Origin of the sequence: Delftia deserti (assembly GCF_042653485.1) — a bacterium.
Taxonomy (GTDB): domain Bacteria; phylum Pseudomonadota; class Gammaproteobacteria; order Burkholderiales; family Burkholderiaceae_C; genus Comamonas; species Comamonas acidovorans.
The window spans coordinates 3674161-3700000 of the sequence record NZ_JBHSIH010000001.1; the positions used below are offsets into that span (position 1 = coordinate 3674161).

21 protein-coding genes and 2 rRNA genes are annotated in these 25840 nt (G+C 64.5%); 7 read left to right on the forward strand and 16 right to left on the reverse strand.

Annotation, left to right across the window (positions count from 1 at the left end; translation table 11 throughout):
• Positions 1–105 precede the first annotated feature (105 nt).
• Positions 106–1179 (forward strand): ornithine cyclodeaminase, encoded by a 1074-nt coding sequence (locus ACFPFG_RS17710; protein ID WP_197954099.1) that lies wholly within the window; start codon positions 106–108, stop codon positions 1177–1179.
• A 17-nt stretch (positions 1180–1196) separates the two neighbouring features.
• Positions 1197–2168, forward strand: a complete 972-nt coding sequence (rocF, locus tag ACFPFG_RS17715; protein ID WP_380107630.1) for an arginase — start codon at positions 1197–1199, stop codon at positions 2166–2168.
• A 6-nt stretch (positions 2169–2174) separates the two neighbouring features.
• Here the strand turns inward: rocF and rtcA are convergent, their stop codons facing one another.
• From rtcA to ACFPFG_RS17735, 4 genes are all read right to left on the reverse strand, one after another.
• Positions 2175–3218: an RNA 3'-terminal phosphate cyclase gene (gene rtcA, locus ACFPFG_RS17720; RefSeq protein ID WP_380107632.1), complete on the reverse strand. Its 1044-nt coding sequence runs from the start codon at positions 3216–3218 to the stop codon at positions 2175–2177.
• A 261-nt stretch (positions 3219–3479) separates the two neighbouring features.
• On the reverse strand, positions 3480–4718 hold the full coding sequence (locus ACFPFG_RS17725; RefSeq protein WP_183020686.1) for an RtcB family protein: 1239 nt from the start codon (positions 4716–4718) through the stop codon (positions 3480–3482).
• 31 nt (positions 4719–4749) lie between these two features.
• Positions 4750–5439 carry a hypothetical protein gene (locus ACFPFG_RS17730; protein WP_380107634.1) on the reverse strand — a complete coding sequence of 230 codons (690 nt, stop codon included), beginning with the start codon at positions 5437–5439 and terminating at the stop codon, positions 4750–4752.
• A 228-nt stretch (positions 5440–5667) separates the two neighbouring features.
• Positions 5668–6807, reverse strand: coding sequence for a slipin family protein (locus ACFPFG_RS17735; protein ID WP_183020684.1), 1140 nt, complete (start codon positions 6805–6807; stop codon positions 5668–5670).
• A gap of 697 nt (positions 6808–7504) precedes the next feature.
• Between ACFPFG_RS17735 and rtcR the strand changes: the two genes are divergently transcribed.
• Positions 7505–9112: an RNA repair transcriptional activator RtcR gene (rtcR, locus tag ACFPFG_RS17740; protein ID WP_380107637.1), complete on the forward strand. Its 1608-nt coding sequence runs from the start codon at positions 7505–7507 to the stop codon at positions 9110–9112.
• A gap of 70 nt (positions 9113–9182) precedes the next feature.
• On the opposite strand, the gene ACFPFG_RS17745 is transcribed toward rtcR, so the two are convergent.
• The 9 genes from ACFPFG_RS17745 to ACFPFG_RS17785 all read right to left on the reverse strand — a co-directional run bounded on the left by ACFPFG_RS17745 (position 9183) and on the right by ACFPFG_RS17785 (position 17794).
• Positions 9183–10799: an RNA polymerase factor sigma-54 gene (locus ACFPFG_RS17745; protein ID WP_183020682.1), complete on the reverse strand. Its 1617-nt coding sequence runs from the start codon at positions 10797–10799 to the stop codon at positions 9183–9185.
• Positions 10800–10853: 54 nt separating this feature from the next.
• Positions 10854–11642: an LPS export ABC transporter ATP-binding protein gene (gene lptB / locus ACFPFG_RS17750; protein WP_183020681.1), complete on the reverse strand. Its 789-nt coding sequence runs from the start codon at positions 11640–11642 to the stop codon at positions 10854–10856.
• A complete protein-coding gene (gene lptA, locus ACFPFG_RS17755) occupies positions 11639–12301 on the reverse strand; it encodes a lipopolysaccharide transport periplasmic protein LptA (RefSeq protein ID WP_183020680.1) in 663 nt (220 codons plus the stop codon). Before lptA ends, lptB begins: the two co-directional genes overlap by 4 nt.
• A gap of 171 nt (positions 12302–12472) precedes the next feature.
• Positions 12473–13123, reverse strand: a complete 651-nt coding sequence (locus ACFPFG_RS17760; RefSeq protein WP_374623652.1) for a thiol:disulfide interchange protein DsbA/DsbL — start codon at positions 13121–13123, stop codon at positions 12473–12475.
• An 81-nt stretch (positions 13124–13204) separates the two neighbouring features.
• Positions 13205–13885: an SPOR domain-containing protein gene (locus tag ACFPFG_RS17765; protein WP_198820671.1), complete on the reverse strand. Its 681-nt coding sequence runs from the start codon at positions 13883–13885 to the stop codon at positions 13205–13207.
• A gap of 20 nt (positions 13886–13905) precedes the next feature.
• Positions 13906–15603 carry an arginine--tRNA ligase gene (gene argS, locus ACFPFG_RS17770; RefSeq protein WP_380107641.1) on the reverse strand — a complete coding sequence of 566 codons (1698 nt, stop codon included), beginning with the start codon at positions 15601–15603 and terminating at the stop codon, positions 13906–13908.
• Positions 15604–15657: 54 nt separating this feature from the next.
• On the reverse strand, positions 15658–16104 hold the full coding sequence (locus ACFPFG_RS17775) for a DUF2214 family protein (RefSeq protein WP_034389505.1): 447 nt from the start codon (positions 16102–16104) through the stop codon (positions 15658–15660).
• 120 nt (positions 16105–16224) lie between these two features.
• Entirely contained in the window at positions 16225–16830 is a 606-nt protein-coding gene (locus ACFPFG_RS17780; protein WP_380107643.1) for a DUF3016 domain-containing protein, read from the reverse strand.
• A gap of 28 nt (positions 16831–16858) precedes the next feature.
• Positions 16859–17794, reverse strand: a complete 936-nt coding sequence (locus ACFPFG_RS17785) for a LysR family transcriptional regulator (RefSeq protein ID WP_013804758.1) — start codon at positions 17792–17794, stop codon at positions 16859–16861.
• Positions 17795–18098: 304 nt separating this feature from the next.
• Between ACFPFG_RS17785 and ACFPFG_RS17790 the strand changes: the two genes are divergently transcribed.
• The 3 genes from ACFPFG_RS17790 (at position 18099) to ACFPFG_RS17800 (ending at position 20832) form a co-directional block, all read left to right on the forward strand.
• Positions 18099–20291, forward strand: coding sequence for a malate synthase G (locus ACFPFG_RS17790; RefSeq protein ID WP_380107645.1), 2193 nt, complete (start codon positions 18099–18101; stop codon positions 20289–20291).
• An 80-nt stretch (positions 20292–20371) separates the two neighbouring features.
• Positions 20372–20626: a cysteine-rich CWC family protein gene (locus ACFPFG_RS17795; RefSeq protein WP_197954114.1), complete on the forward strand. Its 255-nt coding sequence runs from the start codon at positions 20372–20374 to the stop codon at positions 20624–20626.
• Between the two features lie 17 nt (positions 20627–20643).
• Positions 20644–20832, forward strand: coding sequence for a 4-oxalocrotonate tautomerase (locus ACFPFG_RS17800; RefSeq protein WP_012202595.1), 189 nt, complete (start codon positions 20644–20646; stop codon positions 20830–20832).
• 47 nt (positions 20833–20879) lie between these two features.
• Here the strand turns inward: ACFPFG_RS17800 and ACFPFG_RS17805 are convergent, their stop codons facing one another.
• Positions 20880–21563 carry a hypothetical protein gene (locus ACFPFG_RS17805; protein ID WP_197954115.1) on the reverse strand — a complete coding sequence of 228 codons (684 nt, stop codon included), beginning with the start codon at positions 21561–21563 and terminating at the stop codon, positions 20880–20882.
• A gap of 99 nt (positions 21564–21662) precedes the next feature.
• Here ACFPFG_RS17805 and ACFPFG_RS17810 point away from each other — a divergent pair, with 99 nt between their 5' ends.
• The gene (locus ACFPFG_RS17810; protein ID WP_012202593.1) at positions 21663–22430 is read left to right on the forward strand and encodes a class II glutamine amidotransferase; all 768 of its coding nucleotides are present in this window, start codon (positions 21663–21665) and stop codon (positions 22428–22430) included.
• Between the two features lie 151 nt (positions 22431–22581).
• On the opposite strand, the gene rrf is transcribed toward ACFPFG_RS17810, so the two are convergent.
• Both rrf and ACFPFG_RS17820 read right to left on the reverse strand, forming a co-directional pair.
• Positions 22582–22694, reverse strand: a 5S ribosomal RNA gene (rrf, locus tag ACFPFG_RS17815).
• 124 nt (positions 22695–22818) lie between these two features.
• Positions 22819–25694 (reverse strand): 23S ribosomal RNA (locus ACFPFG_RS17820).
• Between the last annotated feature and the right edge of the window lie 146 nt (positions 25695–25840).

Here is a 25840-nt window from a genome sequence, read left to right on the forward strand (position 1 = left end):
CCGAGCATACGCGCACCGCGATTCCCCGCGCAGGCGCCAGCCGAAACCCGCTTGCCTGCGCTTGGGCCCGGGCCTACAGTGGAAGCAACCGCCAGGGAGAGCACCATGAAGCCTCGAACCATGCCCGTCCACACGGATTTCCTTGGCGCCACGCAGGCCGCACGCCTGGTGGCGCAGGTCGGCGTTGCCGCCTGCCTGGCCGGTCTGGCCGATGCCATCGAGCAAGACTTCGCGCGCTGGCCAGATTTCGAGAAATCGGCCCGCATCGCCCACCATTCGCCGGGCGGCGTGATCGAACTCATGCCCGTGTCCGATGCGCTCGACTACGCCTTCAAGTACGTCAACGGCCACCCGGACAACGCCGATCGGGACCTGCCCACGGTGATGGCCTTCGGCGCCCTGGCCGACGTGGCCACGGGCCTGCCGGTCTTCCTGTCCGACCTGACGCTGGCCACGGCGCTGCGTACCGCCGCCACCTCGGCGCTGGCCGCACGCCGGCTGGCGCGGCCGGGCTGCCGCAGCATGGCGCTGATAGGCGCAGGATCGCAGTCCGAATTCCAGGCCCTGGCCTTCACCCACCTGCTGGGCGTGGAACGGCTGCGCATCTTCGACATCGATGTCCAGGCCATGCGCAAGCTGGTGGCCAACCTGGGCCATGCGGGCATCGCGGCCCAGCGCATCACCTGCTGCGCCAGCAGCGCCGAGGCCCTGGAGGGCGCCGACATCGTGACCACGGTGACGGCCGCCAAGCACCGTGCCTGCGTGATCGCCGATGCCGATGTGCGCCCGGGCACCCACATCAACGCCGTCGGCGGCGATTGCCCCGGCAAGACCGAACTGCCCCTGGCACTGCTGCGGCGCGCACGCATCTTCGTGGAGTTCACGCCGCAGACGCGCGTGGAAGGCGAGTTGCAGCAGTTGCCCGCCGACACGCCCGTGACCGAGCTGTGGCAGGTCATCAACGGCCAGGCGCCGGGCCGCGGCCATGACACGGAGATCACGCTGTTCGACTCCGTGGGCTTTGCGCTGGAGGACTATTCGGCGCTGCGCTGGCTGCGGGCCCTGGCCCGCGACACCGGACTGATGCAGTCGATCGACCTGGTGCCCGCGCTGGCCGACCCGCGCGATCTGTACCGGCTGGTGCGCGAGGCCGGGCAGGCAGAACGCGGCTTTGGCTGACACGGCAGTTGCATACCATGGACCCCATGAGCATGACCACCCGCACGAACAAGGCCACGAATACCGCACACGCCCTGAGACTCATCGGCGTGCCCACCGACATCGGCGCCAGCCGCCTGGGCAGCGCCATGGGGCCGGACGCACTGCGCGTGGCCGGCCTGGGCCCGGCGCTGCGCCAGCTGGGCTGCCAGGTGAGCGACATCGGCAATCTGGCAGGCCCGCCCAATCCGCAGACACCGCCCGAGCAGGGGCTGCGTCACCTCGCGCCGGCCCGCGCCTGGATGGACGCCGTGCACCAGGCCGTGGGCCAGGCGCTGGACGACGGCGAGCTGCCGCTGATGCTGGGCGGCGACCACAGCCTGGCCATGGGCTCGATCAGCGCCGTGGCCACCCACTGCCGCCGACGGGGCCGCGCGCTGCGCGTGATCTGGCTCGATGCCCACGCCGACTGCAACACGCCCGATATCTCACCCAGCGGCAACCTGCACGGCATGCCCGTGGCCAGCCTGTGCGGCCTGGGGCCCGCGGCGCTGACCGCGCTGTCCCAGGGCGGCGATCCGGCGCTGGCAGCCGCCTCGCTGTGCCAGATCGGCCTGCGCAGCGTGGATGACCAGGAAAAGCGCCTGCTGCATTCGCTGGGCGTGGAGGTCTATGACATGCGCGCCATCGACGAACTGGGCATGCGCGAGGTCATGCGCCGCGCGCTGGAAGACCTGGAAGGCAGCGACACCCACCTGCACCTGAGCTTCGACGTGGACTATCTCGATCCCGACATCGCGCCCGGCACCGGCACCCCCGTGCGCGGCGGCCCCAGCTACCGCGAGGCCCAGCTGTGCATGGAGATGCTGGCGGACACCGGACGCCTGGGCTCGATGGATCTGGTGGAGCTCAATCCCGCGCTGGACGTGCGCAACCAGACAGCCGAGCTGGTGGTGGACCTGCTGGAGAGCCTGTTCGGCAAGAGCACCCTGGTGCGGGCCGATCGCTGAGGCCGCTCAGGCTGGCGAGAGCGAAACACGCCAGCCGTCGCCCGCGGCGTCCGTGGCGAAGCGCACAGGCACAAAGCGCTCGATCACCTCGAAATTGCTGCGCGCATGCGGCGTCAGTTCCGTGCAGGTGTAGCAGGCACCGCGCCCGCTGCGCCAGACGGCCAGCGCCAGCGGCAGAGCCCATTGGTCGGCCAGGTACGGGCCCAGCGCGGCCCGGCTGCCCTGGTGGCGGCGCACCTCGCGCGCCAGGTCATGGGCCACCTTTTCGGCGCTGATGCCCTTCATGCCGAACTGCGTGAACACTTCGCTCAGGCGCTCATAGGCCAGCGTGGCCAGCAGCGCATTGCCCGGCCCCTCGTTCTGGCGCACGGCAGCCACCTGCAGCTGCTCGCCAGACCAGCCCAGGGCCTGGCCCAGATGGTCCAGTTCGCGCTGGGCCACCGCGCGTGGCAGCGCGGGCGCAAAGCATTCGGCATGGCTGGCCACGGGGGCGCCGCGTTCGGTGATATCGAAAGGCGCCAGCCCATTGGTTGCCGGCGTGATCGTCACGTCCATCTCGCCGCCACCGGCCGGGTAGAAGCCCAGCCGGCGCAGCCGCAGTTCGGAGCGCGCGCCCAGCCTGTGCAGCAGCGGCGCATAGCTGCGCTCCAGGAAGTGGAAGGGCGGCGCGGCCGGGTTGTGGGTGCCGCCGCCCAGGGTCAGGCGGCTTTCTCCATCGGCCAGCATCAGCGCGGGCCACAGCGTCTGCAGCAGCAGGGTGCAACTGCCCGCCGAGGCGATCACGAAGCGGTACTCGCCCGCACGCACCGGCCCCGGCGTGAATTGCAGCACCTGCGAATTCATCTGGGCGCCCTGCATCTGCGCGCCGCAGATTTCGGCGGCGGCATTGACGCAGGCCAGGTGCTGGCGCATCAGGCCCGGCTTGGCGCGCCCGGCACGGATGCGCTGCATGGCAAAGGGCTGGCCCGTGCACATGGACAGCGCCAGCGCGCTGCGCAGCATCTGGCCTCCGCCCTCCCCGGCGGAGCCGTCGATCTCGATCATCTTCATTGCTCTTTCCTGTTCTTCTTCTCGGTTTGTCCAGGGTCTTGCTATGCATCTGCGCCAAAGCGCGCCACGGCATCCCGCAGATTCTCTTTTCAATTGCCACGCCTCATGAGACTGGCATGCCCCAAGCAAGGGACACCGAGGAAGGGCCTGGGCCGGCCGCTCCGCACCGAGGGTGTCGCCCCCTCCCCCGCGAAGCGGGTAGCGAGGCGGGTAGCGAGGCGCCGTGCAACGGGGGAAGCGGCGCAGCCGCTCAGGGGGTGCCTATCCTTTCACGCACACCACCTGTTTGAGCGTGTGCACCACCTCGACCAGATCCTGCTGCGCGGCCATGACGGCATCGATGTCCTTGTAGGCCATGGGAATCTCGTCCACCACGTTGGCATCCTTGCGGCATTCCACGCCCTCGGTGGCCTTGATGTGGTCCTCCACGCTGAACATCTTCTTGGCCTTGGTGCGGCTCATCACGCGGCCCGCACCGTGGCTGCAGCTCTCGAAGCTCTCCGGGTTGCCCAGGCCGCGCACGATATAGCTGCGCGCGCCCATGCTGCCCGGGATGATGCCCAGCTCGCCGCGCCGCGCGCTCACCGCGCCCTTGCGGGTGATGAACACGTCCTGGCCGAAATGGCGCTCCTGCTGCACGTAGTTGTGGTGGCAGTTCACCGCCTCCACATGCGACTCGAAGGGCTTGGCGATCACCTTGCGCACCGTGGCGATGAGGTTGGCCATCATCACCTCGCGGTTGCGCATGGCGAACTTCTGCGCCCAGGACACGCCACGCACATAGTCGCCAAAGTAGCGGGCTCCTTCCTCGAAATAGGCCAGGTCCTTGTCGGGCAGGTTGCGCTGGTGCAGTTCTGCGTCCTTCTTGGCCAGCTCGATGAAATGGGTGCCGATGGCATTGCCCACGCCGCGCGAGCCCGAGTGCAGCATGAACCACACGAAGCCCGCCTCGTCCAGGCAGATCTCGATGAAGTGGTTGCCGCTGCCCAGCGTTCCCAGGTGCTTGCGGTTGTTGGTGTTGGCCAGGCGCGGATGCAGCTCGCACAGCAGGTCGAACTCATCGGCCAGCGTGGCCCAGACCTGGTCCACCGACACGGGCGGGTTCTCCCAGCTGCCGGGATCACGGCCGCGGTGGCGCGGCACCGAGCCATGCGGCACGGCCTGCTCTATGGCCGAGCGCAGCGGGCCCAGGTTGTCGGGCAGGTCCTCGGCGCGCAGCGTGGTCTTGGCCGCCATCATTCCGCAGCCGATGTCCACGCCCACGGCCGCAGGGATGATGGCCTTGATGGTCGGGATCACCGAGCCCACGGTGGCGCCTATACCCAGGTGCACATCGGGCATGGCCGCGACATGCTTGAACACCACGGGCAGGCGCGCGGCGTTCTCCAGCTGCTTGCGCGCCTCGTCCTCCACGGGCACGCCCCTGGTCCACATCTTGATGGGGACGCCGCCCTCGACTTCATGCTGTTGGTAGCTGTTCATGGTGCTGTTTTCTTTCATGTCTTTGTTCTTCATCGAATCGTTTGGCGCTTCAAGCAGCCATGGCATCGAATACCGCGCCCAGGCGCTCGTCCAGCGGGTAGCACTGATGGTCGCGCTTGCCAGAAGGCAGCCAGGTGCTGGCCGGGCCTCGCTCGGCCAGCTGCAGCAATTGCCTGGCCCAGTGGTTCTTCGTGGAGGTCTGCGAAAGCCATTGCTCCATCGTTGCCCGGTAGCCATTGCGATCGGATGCGAAGGCGTTGCTGATGCAACGCCCGTCCCAGATGAATTCGTAGAAGCAGGCATCGACAAAATGCAGCGTGGCGCTCTCGCTGTCGCAGGTCAGCCAGTGGTCCAGCAATGGCTGGAGCGGCACGCCGGCATAGTCCCACATGAGCAAGACGGAGAAGGCCTCATCCCCCTGGAAGACACCTGCTTCCGGCTCGGCCCATTGCTCCAGCCCCAAGGCAAAGAATGCTTGTGCGAAGCCCTGCAAGGCCGCGCTTTCCTGCGATGAAAAGGAGCCGGGCTCGCAACGCCCGAGGCGGTCCAGATACAACTCGGTGGAGTGGTGCAGCCTTGCGCCCTGCGCCAGCAGTTCCAGCATTCTTGGCGCCAGGTACTTGATCTCATCTGCAGGCTGGACCACGCTTTTGGCAGCGTCGTTGTATTGGTAGAAATGGTGCTCGGTCAGGCAGCGCAGAGGCAGGCGGCGCATCTCGCGCTCCAGGTCCGGATCCATGCAGCATGCAACGCAAGCGTCCAGCGGTACCGACGGCGACCTGTATCCCGCAAAGCTCTGGTAGAGCGCCTGTGTTGCAGCAGCCAGTGCGTCTGCACGCTCCTGTATTTGCGCAGCACGCGATTGCATCTTTCCCGATGTCATGTTTTTGTCCATGGTGTCTCTCCTTCAAGGGCAGGCATGAAGCATCTGGCACCGCCAGCCGCTCCATACCTGCTCATCACGTGATCAACGCATCTTCACCAGCCCGTTGAGCACCTGGTCCAGCCCGCCGAACACGGAGATCTTGTCGATGCGCTCGGCCACGCGTTCCAGCGTCTCCAGCTCCTTCATGCGCAGGGCCACGGGGTTGTCCTCCATGACCTTGGCGGTGTTGAGCAGCGAGCGCGTAGCGGCCGTTTCCTCGCGGCGGCGGATCACGTTGGCCTGGGCCTGCTTTTCGGCCTGCACCACCTGGGTCAGGATGGCCTTCATCTCGCCGGGCAGCACGATGTCCTTCACGCCCACGCTCTCCAGGACCATGCCGAACGGCTGCAGCCTGGCGGCCATGTGCGCGGTCACCACGTCATCGATCACCGTCTTGTTCTCCAGCAGCTCATCGAGCGTGCGGGTGCCCACGGCGGCGCGCAGCGCGAACTGCAGCTCCCGGTACAGGTGCTCGGCAGGCTTTTGCAACTGGGCAAAGGCGCGCAGCACGTCGGTGTGGCGGTAGGTGGCACTCAGGTTCAGGCGCAGGCTCACCTTGTCGCGGGTCATGATGTCCTGGCCCGAGACCTCGACGGCCTGCAGGCGCAGGTCCACCAGCTCCACGGCAATGCTGCGGCCGAACTTCCAGAATGCATGGCTGCCGGCCTGCAGCAGGCGGTCCACCTTGCCGTCGATGGTCAGCAGCGCGCACTGGCCTGCGGGCACCTGCACCTGCAGCACGCCGTTGAGGCCGGACACGCTGCGCTGGCGCAGCTGCGTCTGGGTCAGGCGCGCCGCCAGGGCGGCGGGCAGCTCGGCGCCGGCCTGCAGGTCGACCACCTGCACGCTCACATCCACCAGTCCCTTCCAGTACAAGCGGCGCGTGCCGGGCGGCAGGATCTCGACCAGCACGCCGTTTTCGCTGCGCAGGCCCGCCTCGGTTTCGGACAGTTCCACGCGCAGGAATTCGGCGGCCACCACGGCGGGCTCCTGCGCCATCAGGTAGTCGGCCAGGCCGTGCGTGAAGGCGGGCTGCTCCAGGGCAAAGGTTTCCACGCGCAGCTGGTCGGTGCCGGCAAACAGCCAGTGCCGGCCGCTGTGCAGCACGCGCTCGAAATCGCCATTGCGCAGCAGCAGGGCGCGTTCGTTCTTCTTGACGGTGATGCGTTGGATCTTCAGCATTTCTTCTTCTCCTCGTTCGGCGTCTTCGCCGCAATCAATAGGGGTGCCGTTACAGCAGCGGCGGGGTTCCAGGGGGCACGGCCCGGGCCTTGCAGTGCGCCGTGGCGGCAACCCTGGAAACAGGTTGCAGCGTGGCTGGCTGCGGGCGCGGACCGTGCCGGAACCTGGCACAGCCGCCGCCGCTGACGGGTGGCGGCCTGGGGCTGCATCGCAACCCGGTGGCCACCTCCCGCGTTCGGCGGGTGGTCTTTCGACCGTTTCAATAGCCCGGCCTTGCGGCCGGAAGAGTGGACAGGAATCGAACCTGCGACAGTCCTCTTGCGAGGGTGCTCTACCAGACTGAGCTACCAGTGGCTGGCAAGCCTGGAGTCGAACCAGGCGTCCCTTGCGGGACGGTTTCCACAACCTTGCCGTTACCCAGCGCTTGCGGCGTGCGGCATGCGGGAAATCGACAAGCTCCTGGGGGCCCGGACTTCCGGCACCGGCGGGGCGGGCCTTTGCCCCAACCCCGGCCTGTGGGCGGTCACCGCTTGCACTGGATGCCTTGGTTATTGCGAGATGCGTGCCAGCCTGGCATCAGGCGCCAAACTATTCTTCAACCCATTGATTTATTTGAATAAATCTCGAATCACACCTTTCCTGACTTATTCTTCAATCCAAAGAAACTAGAATTTCAGCTATTCAACTAGACAAAAATATGGAAAAGAAAAAGGTCGTCATCGGCTTTCTGGGTACGCAGCTGGACTCCGGCAGGGGCGCGGGGCGCTGGGAAAAATGGCGGCCGACCCTCTCCCTCCTGCAGCACGAGGATCTGGTAGTGGAGCGGCTGGAGCTGCTCTACACGCCGCCCCATCTGGCCCTGGCGCAGCTGCTGCAGGGCGACATCGCCACGGCATCGCCCGAGACCCGGGTGAACCTCGTGCCCATGGACATTGCCGATCCCTGGGATTTCGGCGAGGTCTATGCGCGGCTGTTCGACTGGACGCAGGCCTACCGCTTCGACCCCGAGCGCGAGGAGTACTGGACCCACATCACCACGGGCACGCACGTGGCGCAGATCTGCCTGTTCCTGCTGGTGGAGTCGCGCCGCATTCCCGGCGTGCTGGCCCAGACCTCGCCACCCCGGCGCCAGCGCATGGGAGACCCGGGCAGCTATGCGCTGATCGATCTGGACCTGTCGCGCTACGACGTGATCGCCCAGCGCTTCGGCGCCGAGCAGAGCGAGGCCGTGCAATTTCTCAAGAGCGGCATCGCCACGCGCAATGCCGGGTTCAACACGCTGATCGACGAGATCGAGCGCGTGGCCGTGCGCTCGCGCGCGCCCATCCTGCTCACGGGTCCCACGGGGGCGGGCAAGTCGCATCTGGCGCGGCGCATGTACGAGTTGAAGAAGGCCAGGCACCAGGTGCAGGGCGACTTCGTGGAGGTCAATTGCGCCACGCTGCGCGGCGACGGCGCGGCCTCGGTGCTGTTCGGCCACAGGAAGGGCGCGTTCACGGGCGCTGCGGCCGACCGCGCCGGCCTGCTGCGCAGCGCGCACCAGGGCGTGCTGTTCCTGGACGAAATCGGCGAGCTGGGCCTGGACGAGCAGGCCATGCTGCTCAAGGCGGTGGAGGAAAAGCGCTTCTATCCCATGGGCAGCGACCGCGAGGTCAGCAGCGACTTCCAACTGGTCGCCGGCACGCACCGCGACCTGCGCATCGACGTGGCGCAGGGGCGCTTTCGCGAGGATCTGTTCGCGCGCATCAACCTGTGGTCCTATGCGCTGCCGGGCCTGGCCGGGCGCCCCGAGGACATAGAACCCAACATGGACCACCTGCTCGCGCGCTCGGCCGACGAGACCGGCCAGATGGTACGTTTCAACGTGGAAGCCCGCGAGCGCTATCTGCGCTTTGCGCGCTCGCCCGATGCGCTGTGGAGCGGCAACTTCCGCGACCTGTCGGCCAGCATGACGCGCCTGGCCACGCTGGCCGACGGGGGGCGCATCTCCACGGCCCTGGTCGATGCCGAGATCCAGCGCCTGAAGTGGCTGTGGCAAAGAGGCGATGCCGTGCAACCGGCCAGTGCCAGCCTGGAAAGCCTGCTGTCCGCCGATGTACTGGAGCCGCTGGATCTGTTCGACCGCATGCAGCTCGAAGCGGTGCTGCGCGTGTGCCGGGAGTCGCCTTCGCTGTCCGATGCGGGGCGCCGCCTGTTCGACCGGTCACGCACCCAGCGCAGCGTGGTCAACGATGCCGACCGCCTGCGCAAGTACCTGCTGAAATTCGGCTTGAAGTGGGATGCCGTGGCCGGCCGAACGCCATAGACACCACGATGGCGCGATGGCGCGATGGCGCGATGGCGCGATGGCGCGATGGCGAGTTTGCGCGCCTGGGCTACAGCGCCTTGCGCAGCGTGGTCGGCGGGATCTTGAGCAGCTCGCGGTACTTGGCCACCGTGCGCCGCGCGCATTCGATGCCCTGCTCCTTGAGCATGTCGGCCAGCTGGTTGTCCGACAGCGGCTTCTTGGGGTCTTCGGCCGCGACGAACTGCTTGATCAGCGCGCGCACGGCCGTGCTGGAGGCATTGCCACCGGCCTCGGTGCCCAGGCCCGAGCCGAAGAAGTACTTGAGCTCGTAGGTGCCCTGCGGCGTGGCCATGTACTTGGCCGTGGTCACGCGGCTGATGGTGGATTCATGCAGGCCCAGTGCATCGGCAATGTCGCGCAGCACCAGCGGGCGCATGGCCAGCTCGCCATGCACGAAGAAGTTCTTCTGGCGCTCCACGATGGCCTGCGACACGCGCAGGATGGTGTCGAAGCGCTGCTGGATGTTCTTGATGAACCAGCGCGCCTCCTGCAGCCGCTGCTGCAGCGCTGCATGGCCTTCGCTGCCCCTGTGGCTGCGCAGCGCGCTGGCATAGATGTCGTGCACGCGCAGCTTGGGCATGACGTCGGGGTTGAGCTGCACGCTGAAGTCCATGCGGCCCGCGCCGCTGCGCACGGGGCGCACGATGACGTCGGGCACGACGATCTGGCGCTGCACGTCGGCAAAGCGCCGGCCCGGGCGTGGCTCCAGCCGGGTGATCAGCACCAGCGCCTCGCGCAGCCGCTCCTCGCGCGCACCGCACAGGCTGGCGAGCTTGCGCAGGTCGCGCCGCGCCAGCAGGTCCATGGGCTGGGCGCAGATGTCCAGCGCGGTACGCAGAACGGCCTGCCGGTCCTCATCCTCGGCACTGCCGTTGCCTTCGCGCTCGGCATCGGCCAGCTGGTCGCGCAGTTGCAGCGTCAGGCATTCGGCCAGGTCGCGCGCGCCCACGCCCACGGGCTCCAGGCTTTGCAGCAGGCGCAGCGCCACGGTGAAGCGGTGCACCAGTTCCTCGCACTCCTCCAGGTCTTCGCCCGCCAGGCCCTGTGCCAGCTCGTCGAGCGGGTCTTCCAGGTAGCCGTCGTCGTTGAGGTTCTCGATCAGAAAGCGCAGTGCGGCGCGGTCCACCTCGCCCAGACGCAGGCTCAGGGCCTGGCGGTGCAGGTGGTCGGTCAGGCTTTCGGCGCTGCGAGCCAGTTCGGTGGCATCGGCCTCGTCTTCCTCGCCCTGCCCGCGCGTGCGGCTGGAGGGCGCATCGCTGCCCCAGTCGCGGTCATCGTTGCCCGAGGTGGTCTGGCCGTCGCCCTCCCAGCTCAGGGACTCGGCCGTGCCGGAAGTCTCCACGGCATCGCCGGAGGATGCCTCCGACGAGGGCTCCCACTCCACCGCCGCCGAAGGTTGGTCTGCGCGGCTTTCCTGGAGGGACTCCGTGGCCTCGGCGCCGGTCGCGGCAGGCTCGCGGGTGCCGGCGGCCGCCTCGTGATCGCCCTCCTCGTTCGCCAGCTCCAGGAAGGGGTTGTCGCCCAGCATCTGCTCCACTTCCTGCGCCAGCTCCAGCGTGGACAGCTGCAGCAGCTGTATCGACTGCTGCAGTTGGGGAGTGAGCGAAAGATGCTGGGAGACGCGTAGCGACAGACCGGGCTTCAAGCGGCAGCTCCTTCGCGCAGACGGTCTCGCAGACGGGCCAGGCAGGGCATGGCGCTACATCCGGAAGTGTTCGCCGAGGTAGACACGCCGCACTTCGGCGTTGTCCACGATCTCCTCGGGTGTGCCCTGGGCCAGCACGTGGCCGTCGCTGATGATGAAGGCATGGTCGCAGATGCCCAGCGTCTCGCGCACGTTGTGGTCGGTGATCAGCACGCCGATGCCGCGCGCCTTGAGAAAGCCGATGATGCGCTGGATCTCGATCACGGCGATGGGGTCGATGCCGGCAAAGGGCTCGTCCAGCAGGATGAAGCGCGGCTGCGTGGCCAGGGCGCGTGCGATCTCGACGCGGCGGCGTTCGCCGCCCGACAGCGCCAGCGCGGGCGATGCGCGCAGATGGTCCACGCGCAATTCCTGCAGCAGCGCCGTCAGGCGCTCCTCGATGACGCTGCGCGCCAGCGGCCGGCCCTGCTCGTCCCTTTGCAGCTCCAGCACGGCGCGCACGTTGTCCTCGACGCTGAGCTTGCGGAAGATCGATGCCTCCTGCGGCAGGTAGGACAGGCCCAGGCGCGAGCGCTGGTGGATGGGCATGTTGCCCACGGCCTGGCCGTCGATGAAGATGTCGCCTCCGTCGCTGCGCACCAGGCCCACGATCATGTAGAACGAGGTGGTCTTGCCCGCGCCGTTGGGGCCCAGCAGGCCCACGACCTCGCCCTTTTTCACGGACAGCGACACGTCCTTGACCACCTTGCGGCTGCCGTAGGACTTGGCCAGATGGCGTGCCTGCAGGCCGCTGCCCTGGTCGGCGCGTACAGTGGCAGCCGAGGCTGCGGCTTGCCCGCTCATCGCTTGGTACCGCCGAGGCTGTCCAGACTGTTGCTGGGCTGCAGGGACGTGCCCGGCGTGCCCGCTGCGGGGGCGCGCGGCTGCGAGCCCGGCGTGCCTTCCTTGGGCGCCAGCACGGCGCGCACGCGCCCGCCCTGGCCGGCCGTGGAGCTGGGCTGGCCACCGCTGGTCTTTTGCCCGTCGACGGTGAACACGTCGGTGAGGTTGTTGTAGACGATGATGGAGCCGGTGATCTCGTCGCTGAGCTGGCCGCCGCGATAGCGGCGCAGTTCTCCGCGGCGGATGAACTTCACGAGGTCGGCCTTGCCGTCGTATTCGATGACCTCGCCCTCGCCTTCCACGAACTCCTCGGGCTGGCCCGGCACGGTATCGCGCTTTTGGCGGAAGAAGGCACGCTTGCCCGACTCGGCCGTCACCACGCCGTACTGGTAGCCTTCAGGGTCCTGCCGCACATCGAGCTGGGCTCCGCGCAGCACGATGGTGCCCTTGGTCATCACCACGTTGCCGGTGAAGACGCTGGTCTGCTTGAGCTCGTCATGGCGCAGCGCGTCGGCCTCGATGTTCATGGGCTTGGTGCTGTCGGCCTTTTCGGCCTGGGCCATACCGGCGAAAGCCGCCAGGGCGGCGGCGAGCAGGAGGGAGGAAAGTCGTTGTTTCATGGAGGGCACGCTTCTTGCATCCATTGTAGGGGGTGTCGCGCGCAACCGTTCCTGGCGTCTTTCGACGCGCACGCAAAGCGCTGACACAAAGGCACAAAAAGAGGTTTCCAAAAGCGACAGGCCCGCGCAATGGCGGGCCTGTCGCGGCTTGGCTGGGCCGAGGCCCCGGCCTCAGCCCTTGCGGCTGGTGGCGATCAGCTGATCGACCACGCGCAGCACATTGGTCATGTTGCCGGCCTTGGTGCCGTCGGTGTAGTAACGGCCTGCCACGCCCATGGCCGGCACGCCTTCCACGTCATAGTCCTGCTGCAGCTGGGTGGCCTTGCGAACCTGGTTGGAGACGCTGAAGGAGTTGTAGACCTCCTTGAACTTGGCCACGTCCACGCCCTGCTTGCCGACCCAGGCGAAGATCTCGTCGTCCTTGGCCAGGCGGTTGCGTTCCACATGGATGGCGTGGAAGGCGCGCGCATGCATGGTGTCCAGCAGGTTCATGCCTTCGAAGGCGTAGTAGAGCTTTTGCTGGGGCACGAAGCTGGCGTTGAAGGCCACGGGCACGCGGTGCACGACCACGTCGGCCGGCGCCTGGTTCTTCCAGGCGGCAAAGGTGGGCTCGAACGCATTGCAGTGCGGGCAGCTGTACCAGAAGAACTCGACCACCTCGACCTTGCCGGCGCCGGCGCTGGTGGGTGCGGGCTTGGCCAGCTTGATGTAGTCCTTGCCCTCCTTGGGCGCTGCGGCCTGGGCCTGGGCGGCGGACATGCCCAGCGTCAGTGCGCTGGCAGCGGCTGCCGAGGCAGCCAGGGAAAAGTCGCGGCGATTCATCAAAACAAACTCCTCGTTCAATGCTGCAGGTTAGGAGGCAGGGGTCCGCCAAAAGTTCAGCGCTCTTGTCGCAACGCTCTTTCAGCGTGCGGCGCGCACCAGCGTGGACTCGACCCCGGCACCGTCGAGCTTTTGCTTGAGCTGCTCGGCATCGTCGCGCTTGGTGAACGGACCCACACGCACGCGGAAGATGGTGATGCCGTTTTGCTCGCGCTCGCTCACGCGCGCCTCCCACCCCAGCATGGCCAGCTTGGCGCGCTGCGCGTCGGCATCGCCCTGGCTGCGGAAGGCGCCGGCCTGCACGAAGTAGTTGAAGGCGGCGTCGGCCTTTTCCGCCTTCTCGGCGGCGGCGGAGCGCGACTTGACCAGGTCACCCAGCGGATCGGCCGAGCTCTTGCCATCGGCCTTGGTTTCGGGCTTGGCGGGCGGCTTGGCCGGGTCCACGGGCGCGGGTGGCGGAGTCACGCCTCCGGCCACGGCGGGCGGGGTGGGGGCGGTTGGCGCGGTGCTGCCGGGGAGGCTGGGCGTCACGGCGGCCGGTGGTGGCGGCGCCGGGTTCTTGCCCTGCAGCGGCGCGTTGGGGTCCCAGTTCTTGTTGCGCTGGGCCTCGGCCGCGTCCTGGTCGGCCGTCTTGCCGCCCTTGGAGAGAAAGGGCACGGGCACCTTGGTCACATAGACGGCGACGGCCAGGGCTGCTGCCAGCCCGACGATCATGCCGATGATGAGACCGATGACGGTGCCCCCACGTTGCTGTGTCTTCATAGATCGCTTGTCGCTCGAAGTTACATGCGTTGCGGGGCCGAGACGCCCAGCACTGCCAGGCCATTGTGCAATACCTGGCGCGTGGCCGAGATCAGCGCCAGGCGGGCGAGCTTGAGCTTTTCGTCGTCCACCAGGATGCGTTCCGCGTCGTAGTAGCTGTGGTACAGCGAGGCCAGTTCGCGCAGGTAGAACGTCACGTCGTGCGGCGCATTGCCGTCGGCGGCCGAGGTCAGCATGGCCGGGTACTTGGCCAGTTGCAGCATCAGCGCCTGGGCCTGCGGGCCTTCCAGCGCCGACAGGTCCACGTCCTTGAGCGTGGCCGCGTCCCCCCCCCAGGCGGCCAGCACCGAGCAGATGCGCGCATGGGCGTACTGCACGTAGTACACGGGGTTGTCGTTGTTCTGGGCCACGGCCAGGTCCACGTCGAAGGTGTACTCGGTGTCGGGCTTGCGGGACAGCAGGAAGAAACGCACCGCGTCCTTGCTGGTCCACTCGATCAGGTCGCGCAGCGTGACGTAGGAGCCGGCGCGCTTGCTGATCTTGACTTCCTCGCCGCCGCGCACCACGCGCACCATGGTGTGCAGCACATAGTCGGGATAGCCGGCAGGGATGCCCACGTCGGCGGCCTGCAGGCCGGCGCGCACGCGCGCGATGGTGCCGTGGTGGTCCGTGCCCTGGATGTTGACGACCTTGGAGTAGCCGCGCTTGAATTTCTGGATGTGGTAGGCGACATCGGGCACGAAGTACGTGTAGTTGCCGTCCTGCTTGCGCATCACGCGGTCCTTGTCGTCACCGTAGTCGGTGGACTTGAGCCAGAGCGCGCCGTCGAGTTCGTAGGTATGTCCGCCCGCGATCAGGCGCTGCACCGCGTCCTCGACATGGCCGTTGGTGTAGAGGCTGGATTCGAGGTAGTACTCGTCAAAGTGCAGGTTGAAGGCCTGCAGGTCCTTGTCCTGCTCGTTGCGCAGATAGGCGACGGCGAACTGGCGGATGTTGTCGTAGTCCTCGACATCGCCGTTGGCCGTGAATTCGCGGTCATCGGCCTTGACGGTCTTGCAGGCCAGGAAGTCGTCGGCGATGTCCTGGATGTAGGAGCCGTTGTAGAAGGCCTTGCTTGCCGGATTCTCGGGATCGATGGGCCAGCATTCGTCACCGGGCTTGAAGCCCTTGGCACGCAGCTGCGTGCTCTTGGTCAGCGTGTCGATCTGCACGCCCGCGTCGTTGTAGTAGAACTCGCGGTGCACGCCCCAGCCCTGGGTGGCATAGAGGTTGCAGATGGCATCGCCGAGCGCAGCCTGGCGGCCATGGCCCACGTGCAGCGGGCCGGTGGGGTTGGCGGAGACGAACTCGACCAGCATCTTTGCGCCACGGTCGGCCAGCCAGCCGAACTTCTCGGCCTGCTCCAGCACTTCGCGGATGATCTGCTGCTTGGCGGCGGGCTTGAGGCGGATGTTCAGAAAGCCGGGGCCGGCGATCTCGATGGCATCGACCCAGCGCTGGAAGGACGGCGTGGCCTCCAGCGCGGCCTTGAGCTGCTCGCCCAGCGAGCGCGGGTTGAGCTTGAGCGGCTTGGCCAGCTGCATGGCGGCCGTGCAGGCGAAATCGCCATGGGCAGCCACCTTGGGGGATTCGAAAGCGGCACGGGCACCGGCGCCGGGCGACAAAGTTTCAAGCTCGCCGGCCAGAGCCGCGAGCAGTTCCTGTTTGACGGAGAGCATCGGCGGATTCTACGTGGCAGGCCCACCCCATGCCGCCGGACAGGAAAACGGGACCTACATGCCCCGCGCCCAGAACACCGCAACGACGGCGATCACGGGCACCACATGGGCCTGCCACATCACCCAGCGGCGCGTGCTGGCCACCTCGGCCGGCTGGGGCAGGCCCTGGCCGGCATCCAGCGCGCGGCGCCAGCGCCGGAAGGCCAGCGTGGGCTTGATCGAGAGCAGCGCGCCGACGACAAACAAAGTCATCTTCAGATGAAACAGTGGCTGCGAGACGTACCAGGACATGCCCTTGACGCCCCACACCAGGCGCGCAATGCCGGTGAGCACCAGGAAGACCACGGCAAGGCCATAGATCATGTCCAGCCGCGCCAGGCGCTGGACCACGGCGGCACTCATCCACTCGCTGCGGCACAGCGCCGCCTGGCTGGACAGGAACACCACGAAGGTGAGTATGGCCAGCAGGTGGAGGCTGGCCAGGATGGCTTCTATCGTCATGGGGAATCCGTACAGAATTGAGCCTCTCGGGCCAGGCTCCATTACGCCAGAAACAGGGACTGCCATCGAGATGCCCGAGGCAATCGGTAGACCACTGCGGTCCTCCTGTCGCGTCGGCTCTTACTTCGGCAGTTCCGCGCGCAACCAGTCATCCAGCAGCGTCTTCTCGTAGCGCAGGGGATCGTTGGGATACAGGTCCGGGCGCATCATGAAGCTGGCGTCGCGCAACTGGCGGCTGCCTTCTCGCAGCAGCTTTCCATCGGCTCCCAGCAGCTTGAAGCGCAGGTCGATGCGCGGTGGGTAGATGTCGCGCACGATGCGCACGTCGGCAGCCTGGGGCCCTCGCCAGGGCTCGAAGCCGCCTGCGCGCTGCACATCGGTGAAGTGAACTTCAAGTCGCTGGCCCTGGGGCAGCCTGGGCGCGGCACGCTCGGCCAGGAACTGGGCCAGCGCATCGACCCAGGCGCGGCGCGCCTTCTCGGACTCCTGGGGCCCGTTGCGCCCGGCGTCGAACCGAGAGGGATCGTCAAAGGTCACGCTCACGATGCCGGCAGGCACCGCGCCCTGCCGCATCCCGTCCGGCCGGCCCTGCCCCGGCCCCTGGACGGCGCAGCCGGCCACCATGCCCAGGCAGGCGGCTCCCAGCGCCATGCGCATCCAGCGCCGCCGTCCTGGGGCCGCGCCCTGCGTTGCGGATACCGCTTTCGTCGCTATCGACACTGCCATGCTCATTCCTCCTTGCTGGGCGGCCCGCTCAGGCCGCGTGGGTACGCCGCCAGAAATCCGGCTGCTCGTAGTGGTGCTTGAGATAGTCGATCCACAGCCGCACACGCAGCGGCATGTGCTTGCGCTGGGGAAAGACGACAAAAATGCCATTGGGCGGCGCCGCGAATGTTTCTAGCACGGCCACCAGGCGGCCCGAGGTGATCTCGGCCTCGACCTCCCAGGTACTGCGCCAGGCGATGCCCCAGCCGCCCAGGCACCAGTCGTGCAGTACCTGGCCGTCGGAGCAGTCCAGCGGGCCGCCCGGCTTGAAGTGCACGACCTCGCTGGTGCCGCTGTCGGGATGGGGAATGCGGAAGGCCCAGCCACGCGTCTGCGAGGCGTCGCTGGACAGCGTCAGGCAGTCGTGCTGGGTCAACTCGCTGGGGTGGCGCGGCGTGCCCCGGCGCTCCAGATAGGCCGGCGTGGCCACGCACTGGCGCCGGTTGTCGGCAATGCGCACGCTGACCAGGGCCGAGTCGGGCAGATCGCCCACGCGCACCGCGCAGTCAAAGCCTTCGCCGGCCAGATCGACCACGCGGTCGCTGAGGTTCAGGGAAATCGTCACATCCGGGTGCAGATCCCGAAAGAGCGGCACCAGGGGCGCCACGTGCCGCCTGCCAAAGCCCGCCGGCGCCGTGATGCGCAGGTGGCCCGTGGCCTTGACCCCGCCCGCGCTGACACTGGCCTCGGCGTTGGACACATCGGACAGCAGGCGCTGGCAATCCTCGAGAAAGGCGCTGCCCTCATGCGTGAGGGAGATGCGCCGCGTGGTGCGCACCATGAGCTTGACGCCCAGGTGCTCTTCCAGGGCATCGAGGCGCCGCCCCATGATGGCCGGCGCCACGCCTTCCGCCTTGGCCGCTGCCGTGAGGCTGCCGCGCGTTGCCACCGATACGAATGACTCGAATGCCTTGAGCTTGTCCATGACCGCTGTCCGTTTCTTTTCCGTGTTCTTGTGGGGCATGCGACCGCACGCCCGTCTCCTGTGACTCGCCTTTTTGCATAGTGGGCACTGGCTGTCCTCCATGTGCGCCATGCATAGGGCTGCGCGCCAAAGCCGGCCGGTTTTGGCGCGCGCATAACCTTCCCACATTTTTGCGTAAAAGTCACGAGTTTTAAGATTTATGGTCTATTTATGTACGCAAATAAATCTAATAAAGTATTCCTTATAGTCAGGCCCGAAAAGGGTCTGCCAAGCCTTTCCATCCATCCAACCCGGGGTTCCCACCATGACCGATCGCACCCAAGCCCACAGCCTGCAGGTCGCTACAGAGCTGCACCGTTTCATCAATGAACAAGTGCTCCCGGGCACCGGTGTCGCTCCCGAGGCGTTCTGGAAAGGCTTCGATGCGATCGTCAATGATCTGGCTCCCCGCAATGCCGCCCTGCTGGCCGAGCGCGATCGCCTGCAGACCGAGCTGGACACCTGGCACAAGGCCCATCCCGGCCCCATCACCGACATGGCCGGCTACCAGCAGTTCCTGACGCAGATCGGCTATCTGGTCGAGCAGCCCAAGGATGCCAAGGCCACCACCACCAACGTGGATGCGGAACTGGCCATCCAGGCCGGTCCCCAGCTGGTCGTGCCCATTCTCAACGCACGCTATGCGCTGAACGCCGCCAACGCGCGCTGGGGCTCGCTGTATGACGCGCTGTACGGCACGGACGCCATCGGCGAAGACGGCGGCGCGGAAAAGGGCAAGGGCTACAACCCCGTGCGCGGCGCCAAGGTGATCGCCTTCGCACGTGATTTCCTGGACCAGGCAGCCCCGCTGGCTTCGGGCTCGCACAAGGATGCCGCCGGCTATCGCGTGGAAGCTGGCCAGCTGGTCGTCGCGCTCAAGAGCGGCGGCACCACGGGCCTGAAGAACACCGCCCAGTTCGTCGGCTACCAGGGTGAAGCCGCAGCGCCCTCTTCCGTGCTGCTGCTCAACAACGGCCTGCACATCGACATCCGCATCGACAAGACCACGGCCATCGGCCAGACCGATGCCGCCGGCGTGGCCGACGTGGTGGTCGAAGCCGCCCTGTCCACCATCCTGGACCTGGAAGACTCCGTGGCCGCCGTGGATGCCGAAGACAAGGTGGTGGGCTATGCCAACTGGCTGGGCATCCTCAAGGGCACGCTGACCGAAACCTTCGACAAGGGCGGCAAGAGCATGACGCGCGGCCTGAACGCCGACCGCGAGTACACGGGCGCCGATGGCAAGAGCGTCAAGCTGCATGGCCGTTCGCTGATGTTCGTGCGCAATGTGGGCCACCTGATGACCAACCCTGCCATCCTCTGGGGCAACGGCAAGGAAATCCCCGAGGGCATCCTGGACGCCATGGTCACCACGGCCATTGCCGTCCATGACATCAAGGGTCTGGGCGCCAACGGCATCCGCAACTCGCGCACGGGCAGCGTCTACATCGTCAAGCCCAAGATGCACGGCCCCGCGGAAGCCGCCTTCGCCAGCGAGCTGTTCGGCCGCGTGGAAAAGGTCCTGGGCCTGCCCGAGAACACCGTCAAGCTGGGCATCATGGACGAGGAGCGCCGCACCAGCGTCAACCTCAAGGCCTGCATCGCCGCTGCCGCATCGCGCGTGGCCTTCATCAACACCGGCTTCCTGGACCGCACGGGCGACGAAATGCACACCGCCATGTATGCCGGCCCCATGGTCCGCAAGGCCGACATGAAGGGCAGCGCCTGGCTGGCCGCCTACGAGCGCAGCAACGTGCTCGTGGGCCTGGGCCTGGGCTTGCGCGGCAAGGCGCAGATCGGCAAGGGCATGTGGGCCATGCCCGATCTGATGAAGGCCATGCTGGAGCAGAAGATCGGCCACCCCAAGGCCGGTGCCAATACCGCCTGGGTGCCCTCGCCCACGGCCGCCACGCTGCACGCCCTGCACTACCACCAGGTCAACGTGGCCGAAGTGCAAAAGCAGCTGGAGCAAACCAATGCCGACGCCGAGCGCGCCACCATCCTGGCCGACCTGCTGCAGGTGCCCGTGGTCAAGGAAGACAAGTGGAGCGCGGCTGAAAAGCAGCAGGAGCTGGACAACAACGTGCAGGGCATCCTCGGCTATGTGGTGCGCTGGGTGGACCAGGGCGTGGGCTGTTCCAAGGTGCCCGACATCCACAACGTGGGCCTGATGGAAGACCGCGCCACGCTGCGCATCTCCAGCCAGCACATCGCCAACTGGCTGCAGCACGGCATCGTGACCGAGGCCCAGGTGCGCGAGACCTTCGAGCGCATGGCCGCCGTGGTTGACCAGCAGAACGCGGGCGATGCACTGTACAAGCCCATGGCCGGCCACTTCGACACCTCGATGGCCTACCAGGCCGCCTGTGACCTGGTCTTCAAGGGCAAGGAGCAACCCAGTGGCTACACCGAGCCCCTGCTGCATGCCTGGCGCCTGAAGGTCAAGGCAGCCGCCTGACACCTGGCGGCGCCCAAGGCTGCAAAAGCACCCAGGCTTGCCTGAGGTGCTTTTTTCATGGGCCTACACTCGGAATCACGATGAGTGCCCCTCCCCCCGATGCCAGCCTGTGTCCGCTGTGCGGCCGCAGCAATCAGTGCGCCATTCTTGCGGGCGTTGATCCGCTGAACTGCTGGTGCATGGACACCCCGGTGGCACCCGATGCACTGGCCCGCATTCCGGAGCCCATGCGCAACAAGGCCTGCCTGTGCCCCGCCTGCGCGCTTGGCACCGACAAGTCTCGACCGCCCGCGTCGGCCGATATGATGTCGCCGACCCAACCCCCTAGAACTTGATCCCTGAGGAGATTGACATGCCCACGTACCACGTCGAAATGATGGAAGGCCGTACCGTCGAACAAAAGCGCAAGCTGGTCGAAGAGATCACGCGCGTCTCGGTCGAAGTCCTCGGCGGCTCGCCCGAATCGGTGGACATCCTGATCACCGACATCAAGCGCGAAAACTGGGCCACGGGCGGCAAGCTCTGGTCCGAACGCAGCTGAGGATCTTTCGCTCCATGCATGCAAAAGGCAGCTTTGGCTGCCTTTTTTCATGAAACCGGGCCTAAATCCCATATTTCCATGAGTGCCTGCAGTGCACTCCCAGCCACCGTCCAGGGCACGGGCATGGTGGCATCTGGCTTCCAGTGTCTGGCAACACCATCCATGGACACCTGGGTCAGGGCCACCTGGGTAGCACCGGCGGCATGGGCCTGAACAGCCGCCTCGGCCATGCACGCCACATAGCCGGCGGCATCACCGCTGCGAAAAAGAGCCCAGGCCCCTTCGACACACTGCAGCTGCATGCGTTGATCTGCGTTGCCTTGCTGCAGTTCTTCCATGAACAGATTGCGCGTGGCTTCGTACGTGGTGGGAGCGGCGCACAGCAGTGCAATGCGCGATTCCGGGTCACTTTGCAAGGCAGCGGCCACCTTGCGGGCCAGCATGCCATCGGCACGCCAGACCTTGCCACTGCGGCAATCCGCCACGGCAGGGCCCAGGGTCGAGCAGGTCAGCAGCACGGCATCGATATCGGCATGGTCTGCCAGCGCATCGAGCTGCCCTGCCGTTTTCTGCCGAAGCGACGCATGCATGCCACCTGCAGCCTCCGCTTCCACCAGCAGCGCCTCATGCACCTGATGAATGATCGAGTGGGCCGGCCAGCCCAGTTCGGCAGCAGCCTGTTCGAAAATCACGGCGTTGCTGTGCGCCGTGTGCAGGCAGAGAATCGACATGGGTTTGTTCCGTTTTTTTGCCCTTGCCCCGCATTGTGCTTGCAGCTGCCGCGCCAGGCGTTAGGCTATGGCTTGAACTACGCAAACAACGATACCGCCATGTGCCAGCTGCTTGGAATGAACTGCAACACGCCCACCGACGTGCGCTTCAGCTTTTCGGGGTTCACCCAGCGGGCGGGCAATACCGGCGACCATACGGACGGCTGGGGCATCGCCTTCTTCGAGGACAAGGGCCTGCGCCACTTCGTCGGCTATGAGCGCGCCATCGACTCGCCCATCGCCAAGCTGATACGCGAGTACCCGATCAAGAGCCGCAACGTCATCGCCCACATCCGCAAGGCCACGCAGGGTGCGGTAAGCCTGCAGAACTGCCACCCCTTCGTGCGTGAACTGTGGGGCCGCAACTGGGTCTTTGCCCACAACGGGGATCTCAAGGGCTTCGCTCCCAAACTGCATGCCCACTTCCATCCGGTAGGCAACACCGACAGCGAGCAGGCCTTCTGCTGGATTCTCCAGGAGCTCTGGAAGTCCCATGCCGGCCTGCCCAGCGTGCAGGAACTCACGCACACGCTGCGCGAACTGGCCAGGCGCATCTCGCCGCACGGAACCTTCAACTTCCTGCTGTCCAACGGCGAAGCGCTGTGGGCCCATGCCACCACGCACCTGTGCTACATCGAGCGTCGCCACCCCTTTGCCCAGGCCCATCTGTCGGATGAGGACCTTACCGTGGACTTCGCCCGAGAGACCACACCACAGGACCGTGTGGCCATCATCGTCACAGCGCCGTTGACCAAGAATGAAACCTGGACCTCGATCCAGTCGGGCGAACTCAAGGTCTTTGTACAGGGTGAATGCCTGCCGCTCTGAAGCATTGCGCATTCAGGATGAAAAAAGAGAGCGCGTCAGCGCTCTCTTTTTTGGGATGTCCGTTTTGGCTGCTCTGCCTCTTTCCCCATTTCCTGCAGCCCAATGCAAAAAACCCCGTAGCTTTGGCTACGGGGTTTCTTGGGCTGTAAGAGCCTGACGATGACCTACTTTCACACGGGAACCCGCACTATCATCGGCGCAAAGTCGTTTCACTGTCCTGTTCGGGATGGGAAGGAGTGGTACCAACTTGCTATGGTCATCAGGCATAACTTGTTGTCATGCTGCTCATCGAGCAACACAACGAATTCATAGAGTCTGTAATCAGCTTTGTATTTTGACTGCGCCTTACTTGGCATAACCACCTTGATGATCACGTCATCAAAGTTATAGGGTCAAGCCTCACGAGCAATTAGTACTGGTTAGCTTAACGCATTACTGCGCTTCCACACCCAGCCTATCAACGTCCTGGTCTTGAACGACTCTTCAGGGGGCTCAAGGCCCCGGCAGATCTCATCTTGAAACGAGTTTCCCGCTTAGATGCTTTCAGCGGTTATCTCTTCCACACTTAGCTACTCGGCAATGCCACTGGCGTGACAACCGATACACCAGAGGTGTGTCCACTCCGGTCCTCTCGTACTAGGAGCAGGCTTCCTCAAATCTGCAGCGCCCACGGAAGATAGGGACCAAACTGTCTCACGACGTTTTAAACCCAGCTCACGTACCTCTTTAAATGGCGAACAGCCATACCCTTGGGACCGACTACAGCCCCAGGATGAGATGAGCCGACATCGAGGTGCCAAACACCGCCGTCGATATGAACTCTTGGGCGGTATCAGCCTGTTATCCCCAGAGTACCTTTTATCCGTTGAGCGATGGCCCTTCCATACAGAACCACCGGATCACTATGTCCTGCTTTCGCATCTGCTCGACTTGTCAGTCTCGCAGTTAAGCACGCTTATGCCATTGCACTATCGTCACGATGTCCGACCGTAACTAGCGTACCTTCGAACTCCTCCGTTACGCTTTGGGAGGAGACCGCCCCAGTCAAACTGCCTACCATGCACTGTCCCCGATCCCGATAAGGGACCTGGGTTAGAACCTCAAACGCACCAGGGTGGTATTTCAACGTCGGCTCCATGAGAACTAGCGTCCTCACTTCAAAGCCTCCCACCTATCCTACACAGATCCGTTCAAAATCCAATACAAAGCTACAGTAAAGGTTCATGGGGTCTTTCCGTCTTTCCGCGGGGAGATTGCATCATCACAAACATTTCAACTTCGCTGAGTCTCTGGAGGAGACAGTGTGGCCATCGTTACGCCATTCGTGCAGGTCGGAACTTACCCGACAAGGAATTTCGCTACCTTAGGACCGTTATAGTTACGGCCGCCGTTTACTGGGACTTCAATCAAGAGCTTGCACCCCATCATTTAATCTTCCAGCACCGGGCAGGCGTCACACCCTATACGTCCACTTTCGTGTTTGCAGAGTGCTGTGTTTTTATTAAACAGTCGCAGCCACCGATTTTTTGCAACCGCTTTGGGCTCCCTTTGTTCAAGTTCACCTACTTGCGGCATACCTTCTCCCGAAGTTACGGTATCAATTTGCCGAGTTCCTTCTCCAGAGTTCTCTCAAGCGCCTTAGAATACTCATCTCGCGCACCAGTGTCGGTTTGCGGTACGGTCGTGTGTAGCTGAAGCTTAGTGGCTTTTCCTGGAAGCAGGGTATCACTCACTTCGTCTGCAAGCAGACTCGTTATCACCCCTCATCTAAGCCCGGCGGATTTGCCTACCAGGCATGACTACAGGCTTGAACCAACATATCCAACAGTTGGCTGAGCTAACCTTCTCCGTCCCCACATCGCACTACACATCGGTACAGGAATATTGACCTGTTTCCCATCAGCTACGCATCTCTGCCTCGCCTTAGGGGCCGACTCACCCTACGCCGATGAACGTTGCGTAGGAAACCTTGCGCTTACGGCGAGGGGGCTTTTCACCCCCTTTAACGCTACTCATGTCAGCATTCGCACTTCTGATACCTCCAGCACCCGTTACCAGGCACCTTCACAGGCTTACAGAACGCTCTCCTACCACTTGCAATAAATTGCAAATCCGCAGCTTCGGTAACTGGCTTAGCCCCGTTACATCTTCCGCGCAGGACGACTCGATCAGTGAGCTATTACGCTTTCTTTAAATGATGGCTGCTTCTAAGCCAACATCCTGACTGTTTTAGCCTTCCCACTTCGTTTCCCACTTAGCCAATTTTAGGGACCTTAGCTGGCGGTCTGGGTTGTTTCCCTCTTGAGTCCGGACGTTAGCACCCGGTGCTCTGTCTCCCAAGCTGTACTCTGCGGTATTCGGAGTTTGCATAGGTTTGGTAAGTCGCCATGACCCCCTAGCCTAAACAGTGCTCTACCCCCGCAGGTAATACTTGAGGCACTACCTAAATAGTTTTCGGAGAGAACCAGCTATTTCCAAGTTTGTTTAGCCTTTCACCCCTATCCACAGCTCATCCGCTAGTTTTGCAACACTAGTCGGTTCGGACCTCCAGTACCTGTTACGGCACCTTCATCCTGGCCATGGATAGATCACTTGGTTTCGGGTCTACACCCAGCGACTGGACGCCCTATTCGGACTCGATTTCTCTACGGCTCCCCTATTCGGTTAACCTTGCCACTGAATGTAAGTCGCTGACCCATTATACAAAAGGTACGCAGTCACCCTTGCGGGCTCCTACTTTTTGTAAGCATGCGGTTTCAGGATCTATTTCACTCCCCTCCCGGGGTTCTTTTCGCCTTTCCCTCACGGTACTGGTTCACTATCGGTCGATGATGAGTATTTAGCCTTGGAGGATGGTCCCCCCATATTCAGACAGGGTTTCTCGTGCCCCGCCCTACTTTTCTCTAGCTCAGTACCACCAGTCGGTTTTCACATACAGGGCTATCACCTACTATGGCCGGACTTTCCATTCCGTTTTGTTAACCGTCTGACTATCACTAGAAGGCTCTTCCGATTTCGCTCGCCACTACTTTCGGAATCTCGGTTGATGTCTTTTCCTCTGGGTACTTAGATGTTTCAGTTCTCCAGGTTCGCCTCGCATACCTATGTATTCAGTATGCGATACCCTTGCGGGTGGGTTTCCCCATTCAGAAATCTCCGGATCAAAGCTAATTTGCCAGCTCCCCGAAGCTTATCGCAGGCTATCACGTCTTTCGTCGCCTATCATCGCCAAGGCATCCACCACATGCTCTTAGTCACTTGACCCTATAACTTTGATCTCTCTTGCGAGATTTCGCCATTTTCTTTCAAGGACTTGCGAGGTCTCTCACCTCGCGCGTTATGCCGTAATGTGAATGAATTCTTTGACATTTCTGTCAAGAGAACAATTCGTCATTACTTGAATAAAACAA